We start from the raw sequence: 19667 nt of genomic DNA on the forward strand, positions 1-19667 counted from the left end.
GTGACTGGCCGCGTCGACCCCCGCGGCGCGGGCCAGGGAGGCGGTTCTCTGTCTTGGCGATCCGCTGGTCCGGCCCGGGTATCCCAGGATACCCGGGCCATTTTTTTGCCTAGAGGGCAGCGCGAGGAAACAGCCGGCGGAAGTTGGCGGTGGTCTGCTCGGCAAGGGTTGCCAAGCTCACCCCTCGCACGTCGGCCAGGCATTGGGCGACCTCGACCACGAATTGCGGCAGATTGGCCTTGCCGCGGTGGGGTACCGGGGCCAGATAGGGCGAATCGGTTTCCACCAGCAGGCGATCGGCCGGCACCTGGCGAGCGACGTCGCGCAGCTCGGCGGCATTGCGAAAGGTCAGGATGCCGGAAAAGGAGATGTAGAAGCCCAGGTCCAGAGCGGCCTTGGCCGTTGCCCAGTCCTCGGTGAAGCAGTGCAGCACCCCGGCGCCCGGCAGGTCGGCGGCGCCCAGCATCGCCAGGGTGTCGGCGCGCGCTTCCCGGGTATGGATCACCAGGGGCAGCGCCGTGCGGCGGGCCGCTTCGAGGTGCAGGGCGAAGGACTGCTGCTGGATCTCGGCGGTGTCGGGCTGGTAGTGATAGTCGAGGCCGGTCTCGCCGATGGCGGCGACGCGCGGATGGGCCAGCCGCTCCAGCAGCCAGTCGAGATCGATGGCGCTGCCCTGGGCGGCATCCAGCGGGTGAATGCCCACCGCGCAGTGGACATCGGCATAGCGTTCGGCCAGGGCCTGCACCGTGGGCGCGTTGCCGGCATCGACGCCGATGCAGAGGAACTGGCTGACGCCCCGAGCGCGCGCAGCATCCAGCGCTGCATCCAGGGAGCCGTCATGAAGGGAAAGATCGAGTCGATCCAGGTGACAGTGGGAGTCGACGAAGTGCACGAGAAATAGCCTTGAATCAGGAGAGGCCCCGCCCCGAGCGGGACGGCGACAGTCTCACATGGTATGGGTGGGACGGTCCGACTTCAGCGAGCCGGCCAGATAGGTTTCGATCTTGTTGCGCGCGGTATTGTCGCCTTCGTTGAACTGCACGCCGACTCCGGCGGCTTTATTGCCCTGGGCGCCCTTAGGGGTGATCCAAACCACCTTGCCGGCAACCGGAATCTTGTCCGGCTCGTCCATCAGGTTGAGCAGCATGAAGACCTCGTCACCCAGCTTGTAGGTCTTGCCCGTGGGAATGAACAGGCCACCGTTGCGGATGAAGGGCATGTAGGCGGCATAGAGCACCGACTTGTCCTTGATGGTGAGGGACAGGATGCCATTACGGGGGCCCAGGTTCTGCGGCAAACTCATGAGATTCTCTCGAGACAGGCAAGACGAACGCGCGGATCGCTAGCGTCCGGGCACCAGGCCGGCCCAGCGGATCAACAGCGATTCCAGCAACAATACGCGGTTGAGGTTGGCTTTGCCCAGCACCTTCTGCCGCTCGGCATGCAGCCATTCCTGCAGGGCCAGCACCTCGTGCGGCACGCTCTTCTCAGCCAGGTAACCCAGCACCTTGGCCATGTCCGGCGCGGCTTCGGCATCGGCGCCACCCCACTGCTGACGCAGCACGCCATGGGTCCATTCGCAGAACCAGTCGAGCAGCAGCGGCAGGGGTACGGCGTTCCAGCTCTCGGCCAGTTGACTGGGTGCTGCCTGGCGCTTGAGCAGGCGCTTCACCCCTTCCACCACCAGGGCCCGGCGGGCGAGCACGTCCTCGCCGTGCAGGCGCAGGGCCGCCAGCGGCGAGCCGCCGGCCAGCACCAGCAACTGGATGCGGATCTCTTCCTCAAGGTCCGGCAGGCGCTCGCCCAGCCAGGCGAGACTCTCAGCGCGCGAGGGCACCGGACAGGCCTGCTGCACGCAGCGGCTGCGCACGGTGGGCAGCAGGCGACTCGGCTGGTGACTCACCAGCAGCAGCACGGTAGCACCCGAGGGCTCTTCCAGACTTTTGAGCAGGGCATTGGCGGCATTGAGGTTCATCGCCTCGACCGGCTCCAGCAGGATCAGCTTACGCCCACCCAGCTGGGCGGTCTGGGAGACGAAGTCCACCAGGCCGCGGATCTGATCGACACGGATAGGCTTCTCGGCCTCTTCCGGCTGGATCACGCAATAATCGGGATGCGTCCCTGCCCTCAGGAGCAAGCACGCCTTGCACTGGCCGCAGGCGGCATCGCCTTGGGGCGCCTGGCAGAGCAGCAAAGCGGCCAGGCGCTCGGCCAGGTCGCGCTTGCCGATGCCGCGGGGACCATGCAGCAGATAGGCATGAGCATGCTGCCGCCGGGACGAGATCCGCGCCCAGAGCGCCTGCTGCCAGGGATAGACGTCAGCCACCTAGCGTCGGCTCCAGGGTGGCGACCAAGGCGCGCAGCTCCGCCTGTACCTCGGCCAGGCTGCGCGAGGCATCGATCAGACGATAACGCGCCGGCACGGCCTGGGCGCGGTCCAGATAGGTCTGGCGCACCGCTTCGAAAAAGGCGCACTGCTCCTGCTCGAATCTGTCCAGGACACCACGGCGGGCCGCCCGGGCCAGGCCGATCTTCACCGGCAGATCGAATACCAGGGTCAGGTCGGGTTGCAGATCGCCCAGCACGAAGGCTTCCAGCGTGGCGATGCGCTCCACGGGGACACCGCGACCGCCGCCCTGGTAGGCATAGGTCGCATCGACGAAGCGATCACAGAGCACCAGGGCACCCCGCGCCAGGGCGGGCCGGACGACCTGGGCCAGATGCTGGGCGCGGGCGGCGAACATCAGCAGCAATTCGGTATCCACGGCCATGGGCTCGGCGGCCGGCGCCAGCAGGATCTCGCGGATCCGCTCGGCCAGCGGCGTGCCACCCGGCTCGCGGGTCAGCACCACTTCACGCCCACTGGCGCCGAGGAGTTCGGCGAGATAGTCGCGGTTGGTGCTCTTGCCCGCGCCCTCGGGGCCTTCGAGGGTGATGAACAGGCCGTTTGCCGTCATGGGGTTTCCTTGGTTTCGGGCGTCTGCGGAGCGGGACTGGAGCGATAGTCGGAGCGCCGCTTGAGCTGGAAGTCGCGGACCGCCTGATTGTGCGCCTCCAGGTCCTTGGAAAAGACATGGCTACCATCGCCGCGGGCGACGAAATACAGGCTGTCGCCGTCCTTGGGATGCAGCGCCGCATGGATGGCTTCGCGTCCCGGCATGGCGATCGGCGTCGGCGGCAATCCCGCGTTGAGATAGGTGTTGTAGGGCGAAGGCTCGCGCAGATCGGCGCGGGTGATCCGGCCGTTGTAGCGCTCGCCCATGCCGTAGATCACCGTGGGATCGGTCTGCAGCAGCATGCCGGCCGCCAGGCGCCGGACGAAGACGCCGGCGATCTCGTCGCGCTCCTCGGGCACGCCGGTCTCCTTCTCCACCAGCGACGCCATGATCAGGGCCTGGTAGGCGTCCTTGTAGGGCACTGCGGGATCGCGCGCCTGCCATTCCTGGTCGAGCACCGCCTGCAGGCGCTGATTGGCCTGGCGCAACAGATCCGACTCGCGCTGGCCCTTCACATAGCGATAGGTATCGGGAAAGAAGCGCCCCTCGGGATGCTGGCCCTCCAGCCCCAGGCGTTTCATCAGGGCGGCATCGTCCAGCTCGGCGGTATCGTGTTCGAGCTTGGGCTGCCGCGCCAGGGCAGCGCGCACCTGCCGGAAATTCCAGCCTTCCACCAGGGTGAGGCCGTACTGCACCACCTCGCCCTTGCGCCAGAGGCCGAACAGCTGCTCCACGGTCATGCCTGGGGTCAGGCGGTATTCACCGCTATGCAGCGTCTGCCCGGCCAGATTGAAGCGCCAGTACAGGCGTAGCCAGAAGGCGCCGTCGAGCACCCCCTGCTCTTCCAGGCGCAGCAGACTGCCGCCTGGGGTCGCCCCCTTGGGGATCTCGATCAGTTGCTCGCCGTCGACCTTCAGCGGCTGAATCAGCGCTTGGTGCTGGCGCCAACCGGCCAGGACCAGCAGCAGGCCGCCAGTGGCCAGCAGCGCCGTAAGCAGAGCTCTCGCCTTGCGCATCGGCTATTCCAGAATCTCGTTTATCGAACCTTGCAGTTTACGGGTCACCGGTCCCACGGACCAGTTCGCGGCTGCGTACCGGCGCACGGGCCAGATACCATATTGGCTGTTGCAGAGGAAAACTTCGTCGGCACCGAGCAGGTCATCCAGCGACAGCGATAGCACCTCGGTCGGGATGCCCTCCGCGGCGGCGATGTCGAGCAGCAGGCCACGCATCACGCCGGCCACGCCACAATCATCGAGCGCGGGGGTCAGCAGCCGCCCCGCGCGAACCAGGAACAGATTGCTGAATACCCCTTCGATCGGCCTGCCGTCCTGAGCCAGCATCAGGCCTTCGGCATACTCGGTGCTACTCCACTCCCCACGCGCCAGCACCTGTTCGAGTCGATTCAGGTGCTTGAGTCCGGCCAGCAGCGGCTGGTGCGCCAGGCGTGTGGTGCATGGATAGAGGGCGATGCCCTCGGTGGCATGGACTGCCGGATAGGCCGGTGCCGGGGAGCCCAGCAACAGCCGTCGCACCTCGGGCTCGGCCGGCGGAGCATAACCGCGCAGGCCATCACCACGGGTGAGCAGCAGCTTGGCGACGCCCTCTCCCAGCAGCGTCGCATAGGCGCGGATCTCGGCGTCCAGCTGCGCGATGTCGCCGGAAATACGCAGCCGCTGGCAACCCGTGGCCAGCCGCTGCAGGTGACGGTCCAACAGACGTGGCTGGCCCCGGCGTACCGCGATGGTCTCGAACAGCCCATCGCCATAGGCCAGACCCCGGTCGCGTTGCAGACCGGGATCCAGCGGTTGGCCGTTGAGCCAGTCCTGGATCAAGCGTCGAAGCGCCGGAACACCAGACTGCCGTTGGTACCACCAAAGCCGAACGAATTGGACAGGGCCACTTCGATGGGCCGCTGCCGCGCCTCGTGAGGCACGAAATCCAGATCGCAGCCGTCGCTGGGATGGTCCAGGTTGATGGTGGGCGGCGCCACCTGATCGCGCAGGGCGAGTACCGTGAAGATGGCCTCCACCGCACCCGCGGCACCCAGCAGGTGACCGGTCATGGACTTGGTGGAGCTCACGCTCAGACGCTTGGCCTGTTCGCCGAACACCTGCTTGAGGGCAGCTACTTCAGCCAGGTCGCCGGCTGGCGTGGAGGTGCCATGGGCGTTGACGTAGTCGACCGCTTCCGGCGCGATGCCGGCGTCCTTGAGGGTCGCTCTCATGCAACGAGCGGCACCCGCGCCGTCTTCCGGCGGTGCGGTCATGTGGAAGGCGTCCGCGCTCATGCCGAAACCGATCAGCTCGGCATAGATGCGGGCGCCCCGCGCCTTGGCGTGCTCGTACTCTTCCAGCACCAGGGCGCCGGCGCCATCGGACAGCACGAAGCCATCACGGTCGCGATCCCAGGGCCGGCTGGCGCGGGTCGGATCGTCGTTGCGGGTCGACAGGGCACGCGCCGCGCCGAAGCCACCCAGACCCAAACCCGAGGTCGCCATCTCCGAACCGCCGGCGACCATGACATCGGCCTCGTCGTAGGCGATGTTGCGCGCCGCCATGCCGATGCAATGCGTCGCCGTGGTGCAGGCGGTGGCGATGGCATAGTTGGGACCCTGCAGACCCAGATGGATCGACAGGAAACCGGACACCATGTTGATGATGGAGCCCGGGACGAAAAAGGGGGAAATACGGCGTGGACCCTGGGCGAGCAGCGACTGGCAATTCGCCTCGATATTGGTCAGTCCACCGATGCCGGAACCCATGGCGACACCCATGCGCTCGCGATTGCCATCGTTGACCTCGATACCGCTGTCACGCATGGCCTGGAAGCTGGCAGCGAGACCGTATTGGATGAACAGATCCAGCTTGCGGGCTTCCTTCGCGGACAGGTACTGCTCCACGTCGAATCCCTTGACCGATCCGCCGATCCGCGTGCTGAAGGCAGAGACGTCCATATGCTCGATCGGCGCGATACCGCTGCGACCGGCCAGGATGCCTTCCCAGCTGCTCGCCACATCGGCGCCAAGCGGCGATACCATGCCCATACCCGTGATCACGACACGTCTACGCGACACACCCAACTCCTCTTGTCCTTCCGGGGCGGCCACCCCTCTTAAAAAAAGCCGATTCCAGCGATCTTGACCTTGGACCTAAAGAAAAGCCGCACGCCCTACAGGACGTGCGGCTTCTTGTGTCCGAAACTGGCGACTACTTATTGCTGGTGAGCAACGATGTAGTCGATAGCTTCCTGGACGGTGGTGATCTTCTCAGCCTGCTCGTCCGGGATTTCGGTCTCGAATTCCTCTTCCAGAGCCATCACCAGTTCGACGGTGTCAAGGGAGTCGGCGCCCAGATCCTCGACGAAGGAAGCGCTGTTGGTAACTTCCTCTTCCTTCACGCCGAGCTGCTCAGCGACGATCTTCTTAACGCGTTCTTCGATGGTGCTCATACCGTGTTCTCACTCCTAAAGGAAAAATCCGCACAACGGATTGCGCGTAAGTGTATAGAAAGGGATTTCCGTATTTCAAGCTGACGCGACATCAAGACGTATGCACGGCCATTGCTGGTCCGACAGTTTACCAGCTTAGCGCAATAGCCGCGCGGGGGTAACGCCGGTCAGCTCATGTACATTCCGCCGTTCACGGGGATCGTGGCGCCGGTCACATAGGCCGCGCCCTCGCCGGCCAGGAAGCCGACCACCTTGGCGATCTCGTCGGCCTGGCCGAGGCGGCCGGCCGGGATCTGGGTCAGCAGCGCGGTGCGCTGGGCTTCCGGCAGTTCACGGGTCATGTCGGTATCGATGAAGCCAGGCGCAACGGCGTTGACGGTGATATTGCGCGAACCCACCTCGCGAGCCAGCGCCCGGGTGAAGCCCTCGAGACCGGCCTTGGCGGCGGCGTAGTTGGCTTGGCCGGCATTGCCCATGGCTCCCACCACCGAGCCGATGCTGACGATGCGACCCCAGCGCCCCTTGGTCATGCCCTTGAGCACAGCCTTGGACAGGCGGAACAGGCTGTTGAGGTTGGTATCGATCACGTCGAACCACTCGTCGTCCTTCATCCGCAGCATCAGGTTGTCGCGGGTGATGCCGGCGTTGTTGACCAGGATCGACGGGGCGCCGAATTGTGCCTGGACCTGCTCGAGGGCAGCCGCGACGGAGGCGTTGTCGGAGACGTTGAGCACCAGACCGGTGCCTTCGATACCGTTGGCCTTGAGCGACTCGGCGATGCGCTGGGCGCCCGCCTCACTGGTCGCGGTGCCGATCACAGTGGCGCCCAGGCGGCCCAGTTCCAGGGCGATGGCTTGACCGATACCACGGGTGGCGCCCGTGACCAGGGCGACCTTACCTTGCAGACTCATCTCGTTTCCTCGATTCAAAAAGCCGCGCGCGCGGCGGCGAAGGCGTCGGGGGTGTCCAGGGCCAGCGTTTCCACGCCCTTGACGCATCTCTTGTTCAGACCGGCCAGCACCTTGCCGGGGCCGCACTCCACCAGGTGGGTGACGCCCTGGGCAGCCAGGTACTGTACGGATTCGACCCAGCGCACCGGACTGTAGAGCTGGGCCAGCAGATCCTGCTGGAGGCTGTCCAGGTCGGTGTTGACGCCGGCATTGACGTTTTGCACCACCGGAATCTCCGGCTGGCTCCAGGTGCAGCCGCGTACGTCCTCGGCGAACCGCTCGGCCGCCGGGCGCATCAGCTCGCAGTGGGACGGCACGCTGACCGGCAGGGCCACGGCGCGCTTGGCACCCAGCGCCTTGCAGGCCTCGATGGCGCGCGCTACCGCGGCGGCGGCACCGGCGATCACCACCTGACCCGGGGCATTGAAATTGACTGCGCTCACGACCTCGCCCTGGGCGGCTTCGGCACAGGCGGCCAGCACCTGGGCATCTTCCAGACCCAGGATGGCGGCCATGCCACCCTGCCCGGCCGGCACGGCCTGCTGCATCAGCTCACCGCGACGCGCCACCAGGCGTACCGCCTCGGCGAACGGCAGGCTGCCCGCGGCGACCAGCGCCGAATATTCGCCCAGGCTGTGACCGGCGACATAGGCCGGCTTGGTGCCGCCTTCGGCCAGCCACAGACGCCATAACGCGATGGAGGCGGTCAGGATGGCGGGCTGGGTACGGTCGGTCTGGTTGAGCGACTCCTGGGGGCCCTGCTGGGTCAGCGCCCAGAGGTCGTAGCCGAGGACGGCGGAGGCTTCGGCGAAGGTTTCGCCGATCAGCGCATGGTGCGTGGCCAACTCACCCAGCATGCCCAGGGCCTGGGAACCCTGACCGGGAAAGACGAAAGCGAGAGAGGCGGACATAGGCAGGTCTCTTGTAGGTCCATTGCTGGCGAAACCGCGATTCCGCCACTGACAGACTGAGATGTCGGTGTTGACCGGTCGGTCACACCGCTTTCAGAGCCGCCAAGTTTAACCGGATACGGCCAGGCAGATCAGTCTCCACGTCGCGCAGAGCGCGCTCGATGGCCTGAACGAGACCGACTTCGCCTGCCGCGCCATGGCTCTTCACCACCACCGCGTTCAAGCCGAGAAAGCTCGCGCCATTGCGCAGCTCCGGATTCCAATGACGGAAACGGCGGGCCAGCCAGGGTTGCAGCAACCGACGTTCGAGCCAGGAGGCCGTGCCGCTGCGCTCGACCAGCAGGCGCAGCAGCGCCTCGCCGGACTTGAGCACGGCGTTGCCGGTGAAGCCATCGCAGACCACCACGTCGGCTGCGGCGGCATAGAGATCGCTGCCTTCGACGAAGCCGATGAAATCGAAGGCCTGACTCTGAGCGAGGCGCCGGGCGGCGTCCTGAATCACCGGCGTGCCCTTGCCCGGTTCGCGCCCGACGTTCAGTAGCGCGACCCTTGGCCGCACCAGACCCCGCGCCTGGGCCGCCCCCGCGCCCAGATAGGCGAACTGCACCAGCTGTTCGGCCGAGGTGTCGAGGTTGGCGCCGAGATCCAGCAGCAGCGTCTGATGCCTGTCCCGTCCGGGCAGCGCCGATACCATGGCGGGTCGATCGATATCCGGCAGCGTTCCGAGCAGCTGTCGCGCGAGCGCCATCCAGGCCCCGGTATTGCCGGCACTCAGGCAGCCCTGGGCACGCCCCTGCTGGACCGCTTCGAGGGCGGCATGCATGGAGGTCCGGGTGCGACTGCGCACCACAGCAGCGGGTCGCTCATCGGGCCCGACGAGGGCATCGACGTATTCGAACTGCAGGCGGTTGGCGAGGGAGGCAGGCGGTGACCAGGCCGACAGGGCGTCGCGCTGACCACAGAGGAGAAGCTGTAAGGCGGGGAAACGCTCGAGAGCGTCGAATGAAGCAGGAACAATGCAGCGGGGACCGAAGTCCCCGCCCATTGCATCGATCGCGATGACGATTTCGATCGAGGACTACTCGTCGGAACCCTTGTCGATCACTTTGCGACCGCGGTAGAAACCGTCGGGCGACACGTGGTGGCGCAGGTGAACTTCACCGGTGCTCTTTTCCACGGACAGAGCGTTCGCTTCGAGGGCGTCGTGCGAACGACGCATGTCGCGAGCGGAACGGGATTTTTTGTTCTGCTGAACAGCCATGATTTAACTCCTAAACGTTTGGGTCACGCTTCAACTGCGCAAGTACACTGAACGGGTTGGGTCGCTTTTCCTCGTCCGCCGGCTCTTCGGGCGCCTCGAAACCTTCCGGATGTTGGCAAGCACCTTCCGGATGCACAGGAATGATCGGCAGAGCGAGCAACAGCTCTTCTTCGATCAGGCTATGCAGATCCAGGGGTTCTTCACCAACCTCCAGGGCATCGTAACCCTGTGGCAAGGCATCGGCCGACTTCCCTTCCCAGAGCACGGCGAAATCGAATTCGCTGCTAATGGGAAGCACTGCCGGCTCCAGACAACGCTGGCAAATCATCTCGACCGCGGTATCCAGGACACCATGGATGACGAATTGCTTTTGTTGATCACGCCCGAAGTCGAGGACGACGGCTACCGCGCCTTCGGACTTCACGAGCTGCTCGCCGACACGCCGCATGTTCGCGAGAGGCAGCTCACCCTTGAGGGTTACGCCGCGATCCGCCAATTTGCGAGGATCGACCTGAGGTGGAATTGGCCCATTCAACATAAGCGCGCCATTATAGGGACGGCCTTACGGCTGTCAAAGGAAATTAACCCCGAAGCGATTCCGACCGACCTCTGGTCGACCGCGCCCGAGAACAAACCGATGCCTCTCATTCTACTCGCTTCCAGCTCACCTTACCGCCGCCAATTGCTGGAAAGGTTGCACCTGCCCTTCGCCCACCAGTCGCCGGACATCGACGAGACGCCGCTACCCGGCGAAAGCCCCCGGGCGCTGGTGGAGCGACTGGCGCGGGCCAAGGCTGCCGCCCTGGCCGACCAGCCCGCGCCCACGCTCATCATCGGCTCGGATCAGGCAACCGCCATTGATGGCGAGATTCTCGGCAAGCCCTTGACGCATGAACGGGCCCACCAGCAACTGGCCCGCGCCAGTGGCCAGACGCTGGTATTCCATACCGGACTCGCCCTGCTGGACAGTCGCACCGGCGAGTGCCGTAGCGAGGTGGTGGATTTCCAGGTGCGCTTTCGCCCGCTCGACGCGGCGACGATCGACCGCTACCTGTTGGCGGAACAGCCCTATGACTGCGCCGGCAGCTTCAAGGCCGAGGGCCTCGGCATCGCGCTCTTCGACGCCATGCAGGGAGAGGATCCGACCAGTCTGATCGGCCTCCCCCTCATTCGGCTCGCCGCGCTGCTGCGCGAGGCAGGACTGCAGGTCCCCTGAGACCTGCTGGACGCTGCCCTAGCGCAGCGTCGGACCCTGCCAGCCCATATAGAGGGCCAGACGCTCGGCGACGCTGGCGCCCAGGCGCTTGGCGAAGCGATCAAAGGGCGAATCTTCCTGGGTATAGTCCACCAGCCGCTCTTGCTTGATCACATCCCGCGCCACGTAGCTGGCACTGCCCAGGCCATCGATCAGTCCCAGGGTCAGGGCTTGCTCGCCGGACCAGACCAATCCGGAGAACAACTCGGGATGACCCTCGACCTTGAGCCGGTCGCCACGCCCTTTCTTGACGCTGTCGATGAACTGCTGATGGGTGGTATCCAGCACCTGCTGCCAGAAGCGGGTTTCCTCGGGCTTCTGCGGCTGGAAGGGATCGAGGAAAGCCTTGTGCTCGCCAGAGGTGTAGACGCGCCGCTCCACACCCAGCTTTTCCATGGTGCCGACGAAGCCGAAGGAAGCCGCGGTCACGCCAATGGAGCCGACCAGGCTGGCCTTGTCGGCATAGATGGCATCGGCCGCACTGGCCACATAGTAGGCGCCCGAGGCACCCAGGTCGGTGATCACCGCGTACAGCTTGATGTCCGGATGCAGGCCGCGCAGGCGCTTGATCTCGTCATAGATGTAGCCGGATTGCACCGGACTGCCGCCTGGGCTGTTGATGCGCAGTACCACGCCACGGGTGTTGCTGTCGTCGAAGGCCTTGCGCAGGGCCGTAACTACATTGTCGGCACTGGCCTTCTCGTCGTCGGCGATCACGCCCTTGAGCTCGATGAGCGCGGTATGGGCACCGGACTCGGTCACCCCACCCTTCTTGCCCAACGACAGCAGCGGCGTGAACAGCACCAGCATGACGATCAGGTAGGCGAAGGTCAGCAGCTTGAAAAAGATGCCCCAGCGCCGCGCCCGCCGCTGCTCGCGCACACTGGCGAGCATGGTCTTCTCGATCAGGGCCCAGGTCTTGTCGTCCGCCGGACGCGCACGCCCATTGTCTTCCTTCCACTCGTCAGCCATGCCCTACCTCACTCCTGCCCACAACGTTGTCACCCAGCCACAGCGCCAGGTCCGCGAAAGCTTCGATCACCAGGCGCGGTCCGAAATCCCTCAGCACCTCGGCCGGCTGGGCACCATAGGCGACCCCGACCGCAGCGACCCCGGCGCGCCGGGCCATCTCCAGGTCGAACACCGCATCTCCCACCAGCAGGGCACGCTCAGGCCCCACGCCGCAATGGGCGAGGATCTCCTGCACCATCTGCGGATCGGGCTTGCCGGCCGTCTCGTCGGCGCAACGGGTGATATCGAAGAACTCGCTCAGGCCATGCTGCTGCAGCGAACGGGCCAGCCCACGCCGGCTCTTTCCGGTCGCCACGGCCAGTTGGTAACCCTGGGCGCGAAAACGCTGCAGCCCACTCATCACCTCCGGAAACAGCGGCGATGCCTCCTGTTCGCGGCGGACGAACTCGGCGCTGTAGGCATCGCGAAAGCCCTCGATCTGCGCCGGAGTCACCAGGTGCGGATAGAGGGTCTGGATGGCCGCGACCAGCTCCAGGCCGATGATGCCCTTGATGGCCACGTCGCTACGCGGCGGCAGCCCCAGCTGTTCGGCCGCCACGTGCATCACCTCGACGATCCGGCCGATGGAATCCGCCAGGGTGCCGTCCCAGTCGAAGATCAGCAGCTGGTAGTCAGGCATCCAGGCGCTCCAGCGTCTGGCTCCAGGTGCCGTCGACCGGCGCTTCCAGGCGCAGCTCACCACCTTCGGGCAAGGGGATCACCAGACTCGCCGAGTGCAGGAACAGCCGCTTGCCGCCCAGCTCGCGAATCTCCTGGGAGAAGTCTTCATCACCGTATTTGGGATCACCGGCGATGGCGTGCCCGGCGTGACGGGCATGGACGCGGATCTGATGGGTACGACCGGTCACCGGCCGCGCCTCGACCAGGGTGGCGAATTCCCCATAGCGCCGCAGCACGCGGAATTCGGTGAGCGCTTCCTTGCCTTCGTCGTTGACCTCGACCATGCGCTCGCCGGATCTGAGGGTGTTCTTCAGCAGCGGCGCATTGATTTTCTTCTTGGCCGCCGGCCAATGGCCGCGCACCAGGGCGTGATAGCGCTTGTCGACGCCATCGCCACGCAAGGCCTCGTGCAGGAAACGCAGCATGCTGCGTTTCTTGGCGATCATCAGCAGGCCCGAGGTATCCCGGTCGAGGCGATGGACCAGCTCGATGTCGCGGGCCTCGGGACGCAGCTGGCGAAAGACCTCGATGACCCCGCCGGTCAGGCCACTGCCGCCGTGCACGGCGATCCCGGCCGGCTTGTTGATGACGATGAGGGCCTTGTCCTCGTGGACGATGGACTCTTCCAGCCGCTCGAGCAGCCCCTTGGCCAGGGGTGCCGGCTCGCCGGGCTCGGACAGCCGCAGCGGCGGTACGCGAATCTGGTCGCCGGCCTGTAGACGATAGTCGGGCTTGATGCGCCCCTTGTTCACCCGCACTTCGCCCTTGCGCAGGATGCGATAGATGAGGGTCTTGGGCGCGCCCTTGAGTTGGGTACGCAGGAAGTTGTCGATACGCTGGCCGGCATAGTCGGCGGGCACATCGAGCAGTTGAACGCCGGTGCTGGGAGAAGGAGGCTTAGTCATCGGCAGATGATAGCAATTTTCCCTTATTTGAAGCACTTAAAGCTTGCTGCTATAGTCCGGAGGCGGTTATCAGTCCTGTCTGGATGGCACCGCTCGCGAGGCCGTCGATTCCGCCCGCGAATAATAGGCTGCAAATGCAATAGTCACTGGACGTCTGGCCGTCCAGCAGACCGCCGACTCTGCCCAAGGGGGTGAGTGGCGAGCTGCGATCCGCCTGGTAACCAAGGCAGCGGCACCCAGGGTGCCAGCTGTAAAACGACAACCGCTCCGGACCTTGCGGGCGGCACCAGATTCCTGAAGATTGTGTGCAGGATGGAGATGCACAACCAGCGTATCGCGTAGCCTGACAGTACGCCTGCAGCCCGCTTCGCGCCCAGCTTCGGCCAAGGTGACGATCGCAGGTGGAAGCCTCAAGGCCAACGGCCGATGCTCCAACCGCGACACCTGACACGAATCCCGCGACGACCCGGCTGCCCGAGCCTTTCGGCTGTCACGCCCGCACCATGCCTGGTTGATTCCTCCTTCTGCGGAGCTGCAAAGGCAGTCGCTCAAGCGCCTGCAGGAGACGTAGTCGCGGCACGCCCCCGGGCCTGCTGCTGGACACGAAGACCGGAGCTACTCCGGTTTCGATACGACCCCGTGCACCCTTCTCCTGAATCCTGTTGCCACCACGCGGGCCGAGAGCCTGGAACGTAGTGGTATTACATGAAGAGAATGCTCATCAACGCGACCCAGCCCGAGGAATTGCGGGTTGCCTTGGTCGACGGTCAACGCCTGTTCGATCTGGACATCGAGTCCGGAGCCCGCGAACAGAAAAAGGCCAACATCTACAAAGGCCGCATCACCCGCATCGAACCCAGCCTGGAAGCCGCCTTCGTCGACTTCGGGGCCGATCGCCACGGCTTCCTGCCGCTGAAGGAAATCTCCCGGGAATACTTCAAGAAGAACCCGGAAGGCCGCGTCAACATTAAGGAAGTGCTCTCCGAAGGCCAGGAAGTAGTCGTCCAGGTCGAAAAGGAAGAGCGCGGCAACAAGGGCGCCGCCCTGACCACCTTCATCAGCCTTGCCGGTCGCTACCTGGTGCTGATGCCCAACAATCCCCGCGCGGGCGGCATCTCCCGTCGCATCGAGGGTGAAGAGCGCAACGAACTGCGCGAAGCCCTGAACGGCCTGAACGCTCCGGGCGACATGGGCCTGATCGTGCGCACCGCAGGCCTCGGCCGCAGCACCGAAGAGCTGCAGTGGGACCTCGATTACCTGCTGCAACTCTGGTCCGCCATCAACGAAGCCTCGGGCGAGCGCAAGGGTCCCTTCCTGATCTATCAGGAAAGCAACGTCATCATTCGCGCCATCCGCGACTACCTGCGCCAGGACATCGGCGAGGTCCTGGTCGACAGCGTCGAAGCCCAGGAAGAGGCCCTGAGCTTCATCCGCCAGGTGATGCCGCAGTACGCCAGCAAGATCAAGCTGTACCAGGACAGCGTCCCGCTGTTCAATCGCTTCCAGATCGAAAGCCAGATCGAGACCGCCTTCCAGCGCGAAGTGAAGCTGCCGTCGGGTGGCTCCATCGTCATCGACCCCACCGAAGCCCTGGTGTCCATCGACATCAACTCGGCGCGCGCCACCAAGGGTGGCGACATCGAAGAAACCGCCCTGCAGACCAACCTGGAAGCGGCTGAGGAAATCGCCCGCCAGCTGCGCCTGCGCGACATCGGCGGCCTGATCGTCATCGACTTCATCGACATGACCCCGGTCAAGAACCAGCGTGCCGTGGAAGATCGTGTCCGCGAAGCCCTGGAAGCCGACCGCGCTCGCGTGCAGATCGGTCGCATCTCGCGCTTCGGCCTGCTGGAAATGTCCCGTCAGCGCCTGCGCCCTTCCCTGCGGGAAACCAGCGGCATCGTCTGCCCCCGTTGCAACGGCCAGGGCATCATCCGCGATGTGGAATCCCTGTCGCTGGCCATCCTGCGCCTGATCGAGGAAGAAGCCCTCAAGGACCGCACCGCCGAGGTCCGTGCCCACGTACCCATCCAGGTCGCGTCCTTCCTGCTCAACGAGAAGCGCAACAGCATCACCAAGATCGAGTTGCGTACCCGCGTGCGCATCATCATCCTGCCGGACGATCACATCGAGACCCCGCACTTCGAAGTGCAGCGTCTGCGTGACGACAATCCCGAGCTGCTGAACAGCCAGTCCAGCTACGAGATGGCCAATACCGAAGCCGAAGAGGTGCAACCGGTCAGCTCCACCCGCACCCTGGTGCGCCAGGAAGCGGCGGTGAAGGTCGCGCCCGAGCGCGCGCCGGCCCCTACTCCGGTCACCGCCGAAGTGGTGGCGCCCGCCGCCCCCGCAGCCAAGGCCACTGCCGAGCCGAACCTGTTCAAGGGCCTGGTGAAGTCCCTGGTCAGCCTGTTCGCCGGCAAGACCGAAGAGCAGCCGATGGCCGATAAGGCCGTTGCCGCGCCGGTCGCCGCCAAGAGCAGCGACGAGCAGCGCAGCCAGGACGAGCGCCGCAACGGTCGCCAGCAGAATCGCCGCCGCGAAGGCCGTCGTGACGACGAGCGCAAGCCGCGTGAAGAGCGTCAGCCCCGCGCTGACCGTGGCGAGCGTAGCGAGCGCCCGGCCCGCGAAGAGCGCAAGCCGCGTGAAGAGCGTCAGCCCCGCGAAGAGCGTCAGCCCCGCGAAGAGCGTCAGGCCCGCGAAGATCGTCCGGCTCGCGAGGAGCGTCAGCCCCGTGAAGAGCGCGCCAACCGCGAAGAGCGTCAACCGCGTGAAGAACGCCAGCCGCGCGAAGAGCGTCAGCCGCGTGAGGAGCGCGCCAATCGCGAAGAGCGCCAGCCGCGTGAAGAGCGTCAGCCCCGCGAAGAGCGCCAACCTCGTGAGGAGCGTCAGCCGCGCGAAGAGCGCGTGAGTGCCGAAGAGCGTCCGACTCGCGAAGAGCGCAAGCCGCGTGAAGAGCGTCAACCGCGCGAAGAACGCAAGGTGCGCGAAGAGCGTCAGGAAGCGGCCAGTGCCGAAGAGCTGAACGAAGAAGAGGTACTAGACGGCAACGAGGAGCTGGAAGAAGGCGAAGAGCGTCCGCGTCGCCGTTCCCGCGGTCAGCGTCGTCGCAGTAACCGTCGCGAGCGTCAGCGTGATGCCAACGGCAACTTCATCGAAGACGAAGAGCAGAGTACTGCAGCCACCGATGCCCCTGTCGCGCCGGCCGCGGTCGCCCTGGGTACCGCCGTCGTGGTCAGCGAAAGCGTGACCGCCATTGCTACCCAGGAAGAGGTTCGTGACGTTCGCCAGCAGGAACCGACAGTCGCTGCCGACACCACTCCTGCCGCCGCCGAAGCGACTCAGGAAGCTGCGCTGGAGCAGCCTGCCGCAGACGCCCCTGCCCAGCCGGAGATCCTCACCCCCCAGGTGAGCCAGCTGCAGGACGAGCGTGCACCGCACCAGGAAGTGGAAATCGCCGCACCGGTCGCCGAGCAGGTCGCTCCGGTAACCGCAACCGCGCCCATCCCCACAGCACCGGTCGAGACCGACGCGGCAGAATCGGCTGCAGGTCGCGCCTCCAATGATCCGCGCGAGCGTCGTCGCCGTGAGCGCCTGGCCCGTGAAGCTGAGGCTGCCCGTGCCAAGCAGGCCGAGCAGGATGCGCAAGCCCCTGCCCTGGGCGCCATCGCGGAAACCGAGGAAACCTTCGCTACCGCAGCGGTAGGGACCGTAGAGCCGCAGCAGGCACCCGAGGCTCAGCCCGTCCAGGCCGCCGAAGAGCTGCCCGCCGCTGAAGCCGAGTCCGCGCCAATCGTGGTGGAAGAGCCCGTCGAAGTCGTGCCCAGCCCTGCCCAGGAAGAAGCGGCCAACATCGCCCTGACCGGCGAGCACGATAGCCCCGCAGAAGCCCCCAAGGCCGACACGGTGCAAGAAGACGAAGCCACTCAGGCCGAGCTCGACCGCAAGCGTAACGAGTCGCGGGAAAACCACACCCGCTGATTCTGGCGGTAGATGAAAAAGGGCGCCTTGGCGCCCTTTTTCATGCCCGGAATTCAAGGAGGTGCCAGGGCCTGCGGTAGCTGGTAAGCCCCACCCACGCCGCCCGGATACATCCCCGCGGGTTGGCGCTGAGCGTAGCGAAGCCCAATGCCAACACGGATGCATTGTCTGTTGGGCTTCGACGACAGAGCCGTCTCAGCCCAACCTACGTTACCCAGGCATACCCCCGTAGGTTGGCGCTGAGCGTAGCGAAGCCCAACGCCAACAGGGATGCATTGCTTGCTTGTTGGGCTTCGACGATAGAACCGTCTCAGCCCAACCTACGTTGCCTAGGCACAACCCCGTAGGTTGGCGCTGAGCGTAGCGAAGCCCAACGCCTCAAGGTACGGTCGCTGCCGGACTTCGGCGGTGGAGCTGCCTCAGCCCAACCTACGACATCCCTGCTGGAAAAATGCCGGGCATAAAAAAACCCAGCCGCTTGGCTGGGTTTTTCGAGCGTATCCCGAAGGATTAACGCTTGGAGTACTGCGGACGCTTACGCGCTTTGCGCAGACCGACTTTCTTACGCTCGACTTCACGGGCGTCACGAGTGACGTAACCGGCTTTGCGCAGGGAGCTGCGGTAGCCTTCGTCATACTCGATCAGAGCGCGGGTGATGCCGTGACGGATAGCACCGGCTTGACCGCTCACACCACCGCCAGCGACGGTGACGTAGATGTCGAACTTCTCCAGGGTCTCGGTCAGCTCGAGGGGCTGACGCACGACCATGCGCGCGGTTTCGCGGCCGAAGAAGGTGTCCAGAGCACGATCGTTGATGGAGATCTTGCCAGTGCCCGGACGGAGGAAGACACGAGCGGTGGCAGTCTTACGACGGCCGGTACCGTAATTTTGAGTTGCCGACATGTTGTACTATCCCGATTAAAACTTGAGTTCTTGGGGCTGCTGAGCGGTGTGCGGATGGTTCGCACCCTTGTACACCTTGAGCTTGCGATACATGTCGCGGCCCAGCGGGTTCTTCGGCAGCATACCCTTGACGGCGGTCTCGATGACGCGCTCGGGAGCACGGGCGATCAGCTTTTCGAAGTTGATCGACTTGATGCCACCCGGGAAACCGGAGTGATGGTAGTACATCTTGTCGGTAGTCTTGGCACCGGTCACACGAACCTGCTCGGCGTTGATGACGACGATGTAGTCGCCGGTGTCAACGTGAGGGGTGTATTCGGGCTTGTGCTTGCCACGCAGGCGAGTGGCGATTTCAGTAGCCAGACGACCCAGAGTCTGGCCAGCAGCGTCGACGACGTACCAGTCGCGCTTAACGGTTTCCGGTTTTGCGGTGAAAGTTTTCATTCTCTATGGCCTCAGAGGCCGCCCTGGTAAAAAGACGGCAAATTCTACACAACAGTGCAACCCCAGACAAGTCAGGGGCAGCCGGAAACAGACGCTCTTCGGGGGCTCGGGTCGGCGTCCGCTACGGCGATCTCGGCAGGCTTAGGCATCCCCCGCCAAGAAAGCTGCGGCATGATACCCGCTCAGGGTAAAAAAGCAAGCAGAGAATCAGAAGGAAAAGAGCGCCTGGGTAGCCGCCGAGCCCTGACGGCGTGAGGCCAGGTGGTCTGCCAGCCGTGTGGGTTCCGGCAGGCGGTGGCGTCTGACACAGGCCATGACCAGCGCGGGCGCGGTGGCCAGACTGACCCGGTGGCCGGGCGAGACGATCAGCGGCTTGACCCGATCCTTGCTGCGCAGCACCGACCCAATCACCGCGCCTTCGCAATCCAGCAATTCGACCTGACTGCCACGGCTCTCGGCGAGTTCGGCGTGGTGACCGGTGAGAATCTTCTTAGCCACGCCAATCGTCGGCAGACCGGTGACCACGCCCAGATGAGCGGCGATACCCAATCGGCGTGGATGGGCGATGCCGTGGCCATCGCAGAACACCAGCTCGGGGGTCTCTGGCAATTCCGCCAAGGCCTGAAGCAACGCCGGCAGTTCGCGAAAGGACAGCAAGCCTGGCACATAGGGCATCACGGTGGGGATGCGGGCGACGGCATGGGCCAGCGGCTGCAAGGTCTCGGCATCCAGCAGGACGGCGACCGCGCGGGTGATCTCGCCGCCCTCCTCGAAGCCTACATCGACGCCGGCATAACGCCGCGGCGAGCCGAAGTCGTCGTGCAACAGGACCTGCTTGGCCAGTTGCTTTTGCAGGATGCGCGCCTGGGTAGGCGAGCCATCCCAATCGGCGAAGGGGTCAGAATTCACACGTACCTCC

General features: G+C 65.0%; 21 protein-coding genes. 2 read left to right on the forward strand and 19 right to left on the reverse strand.

What is annotated here, in order from left to right; translation table 11 throughout:
* Nucleotides 1-109 precede the first annotated feature (109 nt).
* The 13 genes from V6W80_RS16910 to V6W80_RS16970 all read right to left on the reverse strand — a co-directional run bounded on the left by V6W80_RS16910 (nucleotide 110) and on the right by V6W80_RS16970 (nucleotide 10106).
* Nucleotides 110-892: a TatD family hydrolase gene (locus V6W80_RS16910; RefSeq protein ID WP_017641887.1), complete on the reverse strand. Its 783-nt coding sequence runs from the start codon at nucleotides 890-892 to the stop codon at nucleotides 110-112.
* 54 nt (nucleotides 893-946) lie between these two features.
* Nucleotides 947-1303, reverse strand: a complete 357-nt coding sequence (locus V6W80_RS16915; protein ID WP_064307436.1) for a PilZ domain-containing protein — start codon at nucleotides 1301-1303, stop codon at nucleotides 947-949.
* Between the two features lie 39 nt (nucleotides 1304-1342).
* Complete coding sequence (locus V6W80_RS16920) at nucleotides 1343-2326, reverse strand: DNA polymerase III subunit delta' (protein ID WP_338544874.1); 984 nt, start codon at nucleotides 2324-2326, stop codon at nucleotides 1343-1345.
* Nucleotides 2319-2957, reverse strand: coding sequence for a dTMP kinase (tmk, locus tag V6W80_RS16925; protein ID WP_338544875.1), 639 nt, complete (start codon nucleotides 2955-2957; stop codon nucleotides 2319-2321). Before tmk ends, V6W80_RS16920 begins: the two co-directional genes overlap by 8 nt.
* On the reverse strand, nucleotides 2954-4012 hold the full coding sequence (gene mltG, locus V6W80_RS16930; RefSeq protein WP_064307435.1) for an endolytic transglycosylase MltG: 1059 nt from the start codon (nucleotides 4010-4012) through the stop codon (nucleotides 2954-2956). Before mltG ends, tmk begins: the two co-directional genes overlap by 4 nt.
* Before the next feature lie 3 nt (nucleotides 4013-4015).
* Nucleotides 4016-4828 carry an aminodeoxychorismate lyase gene (pabC, locus tag V6W80_RS16935; RefSeq protein ID WP_338547462.1) on the reverse strand — a complete coding sequence of 271 codons (813 nt, stop codon included), beginning with the start codon at nucleotides 4826-4828 and terminating at the stop codon, nucleotides 4016-4018.
* A complete protein-coding gene (fabF, locus tag V6W80_RS16940; RefSeq protein ID WP_026083937.1) occupies nucleotides 4828-6072 on the reverse strand; it encodes a beta-ketoacyl-ACP synthase II in 1245 nt (414 codons plus the stop codon). Before fabF ends, pabC begins: the two co-directional genes overlap by 1 nt.
* Before the next feature lie 137 nt (nucleotides 6073-6209).
* Nucleotides 6210-6446 carry an acyl carrier protein gene (gene acpP, locus V6W80_RS16945; protein WP_007160597.1) on the reverse strand — a complete coding sequence of 79 codons (237 nt, stop codon included), beginning with the start codon at nucleotides 6444-6446 and terminating at the stop codon, nucleotides 6210-6212.
* 167 nt (nucleotides 6447-6613) lie between these two features.
* Nucleotides 6614-7357, reverse strand: a complete 744-nt coding sequence (gene fabG / locus V6W80_RS16950; protein ID WP_017641880.1) for a 3-oxoacyl-ACP reductase FabG — start codon at nucleotides 7355-7357, stop codon at nucleotides 6614-6616.
* 14 nt (nucleotides 7358-7371) lie between these two features.
* Nucleotides 7372-8307, reverse strand: a complete 936-nt coding sequence (gene fabD / locus V6W80_RS16955; RefSeq protein WP_017641879.1) for an ACP S-malonyltransferase — start codon at nucleotides 8305-8307, stop codon at nucleotides 7372-7374.
* Between the two features lie 82 nt (nucleotides 8308-8389).
* Nucleotides 8390-9352 carry a phosphate acyltransferase PlsX gene (plsX, locus tag V6W80_RS16960; protein WP_338544876.1) on the reverse strand — a complete coding sequence of 321 codons (963 nt, stop codon included), beginning with the start codon at nucleotides 9350-9352 and terminating at the stop codon, nucleotides 8390-8392.
* Between the two features lie 33 nt (nucleotides 9353-9385).
* Complete coding sequence (gene rpmF / locus V6W80_RS16965; RefSeq protein ID WP_007160601.1) at nucleotides 9386-9568, reverse strand: 50S ribosomal protein L32; 183 nt, start codon at nucleotides 9566-9568, stop codon at nucleotides 9386-9388.
* Between the two features lie 10 nt (nucleotides 9569-9578).
* The gene (locus V6W80_RS16970) at nucleotides 9579-10106 is read right to left on the reverse strand and encodes a YceD family protein (RefSeq protein ID WP_081594602.1); all 528 of its coding nucleotides are present in this window, start codon (nucleotides 10104-10106) and stop codon (nucleotides 9579-9581) included.
* Nucleotides 10107-10205: 99 nt separating this feature from the next.
* Here V6W80_RS16970 and V6W80_RS16975 point away from each other — a divergent pair, with 99 nt between their 5' ends.
* Nucleotides 10206-10784 carry a Maf family protein gene (locus tag V6W80_RS16975; protein ID WP_026083935.1) on the forward strand — a complete coding sequence of 193 codons (579 nt, stop codon included), beginning with the start codon at nucleotides 10206-10208 and terminating at the stop codon, nucleotides 10782-10784.
* An 18-nt stretch (nucleotides 10785-10802) separates the two neighbouring features.
* Here V6W80_RS16975 and sppA read toward each other — a convergent pair whose 3' ends face one another.
* From sppA to rluC, 3 genes are read right to left on the reverse strand one after another with little or no spacing between them, the layout of a single operon-like run.
* Nucleotides 10803-11795, reverse strand: a complete 993-nt coding sequence (gene sppA, locus V6W80_RS16980) for a signal peptide peptidase SppA (protein ID WP_068383800.1) — start codon at nucleotides 11793-11795, stop codon at nucleotides 10803-10805.
* On the reverse strand, nucleotides 11788-12474 hold the full coding sequence (locus tag V6W80_RS16985) for an HAD-IA family hydrolase (RefSeq protein ID WP_338544877.1): 687 nt from the start codon (nucleotides 12472-12474) through the stop codon (nucleotides 11788-11790). Before V6W80_RS16985 ends, sppA begins: the two co-directional genes overlap by 8 nt.
* Nucleotides 12467-13420 (reverse strand): 23S rRNA pseudouridine(955/2504/2580) synthase RluC, encoded by a 954-nt coding sequence (gene rluC, locus V6W80_RS16990; RefSeq protein WP_017641874.1) that lies wholly within the window; start codon nucleotides 13418-13420, stop codon nucleotides 12467-12469. The genes V6W80_RS16985 and rluC overlap by 8 nt, the downstream gene beginning before the upstream one ends.
* Before the next feature lie 705 nt (nucleotides 13421-14125).
* Here rluC and rne point away from each other — a divergent pair.
* Nucleotides 14126-17401: a ribonuclease E gene (gene rne / locus V6W80_RS16995; RefSeq protein ID WP_338544878.1), complete on the forward strand. Its 3276-nt coding sequence runs from the start codon at nucleotides 14126-14128 to the stop codon at nucleotides 17399-17401.
* A gap of 510 nt (nucleotides 17402-17911) precedes the next feature.
* Here the strand turns inward: rne and rpsI are convergent.
* From rpsI to nfi, 3 genes are all read right to left on the reverse strand, one after another.
* Nucleotides 17912-18304: a 30S ribosomal protein S9 gene (gene rpsI / locus V6W80_RS17000; protein WP_017640910.1), complete on the reverse strand. Its 393-nt coding sequence runs from the start codon at nucleotides 18302-18304 to the stop codon at nucleotides 17912-17914.
* Between the two features lie 15 nt (nucleotides 18305-18319).
* Nucleotides 18320-18748, reverse strand: a complete 429-nt coding sequence (gene rplM / locus V6W80_RS17005) for a 50S ribosomal protein L13 (protein ID WP_007160609.1) — start codon at nucleotides 18746-18748, stop codon at nucleotides 18320-18322.
* Nucleotides 18749-18955: 207 nt separating this feature from the next.
* Nucleotides 18956-19657 (reverse strand): deoxyribonuclease V, encoded by a 702-nt coding sequence (gene nfi / locus V6W80_RS17010; protein WP_338544879.1) that lies wholly within the window; start codon nucleotides 19655-19657, stop codon nucleotides 18956-18958.
* Nucleotides 19658-19667: the final 10 nt, after the last annotated feature.

Source organism: Pseudomonas benzopyrenica (assembly GCF_036884265.1).
Lineage (GTDB): Bacteria > Pseudomonadota > Gammaproteobacteria > Pseudomonadales > Pseudomonadaceae > Chryseomonas > Chryseomonas benzopyrenica.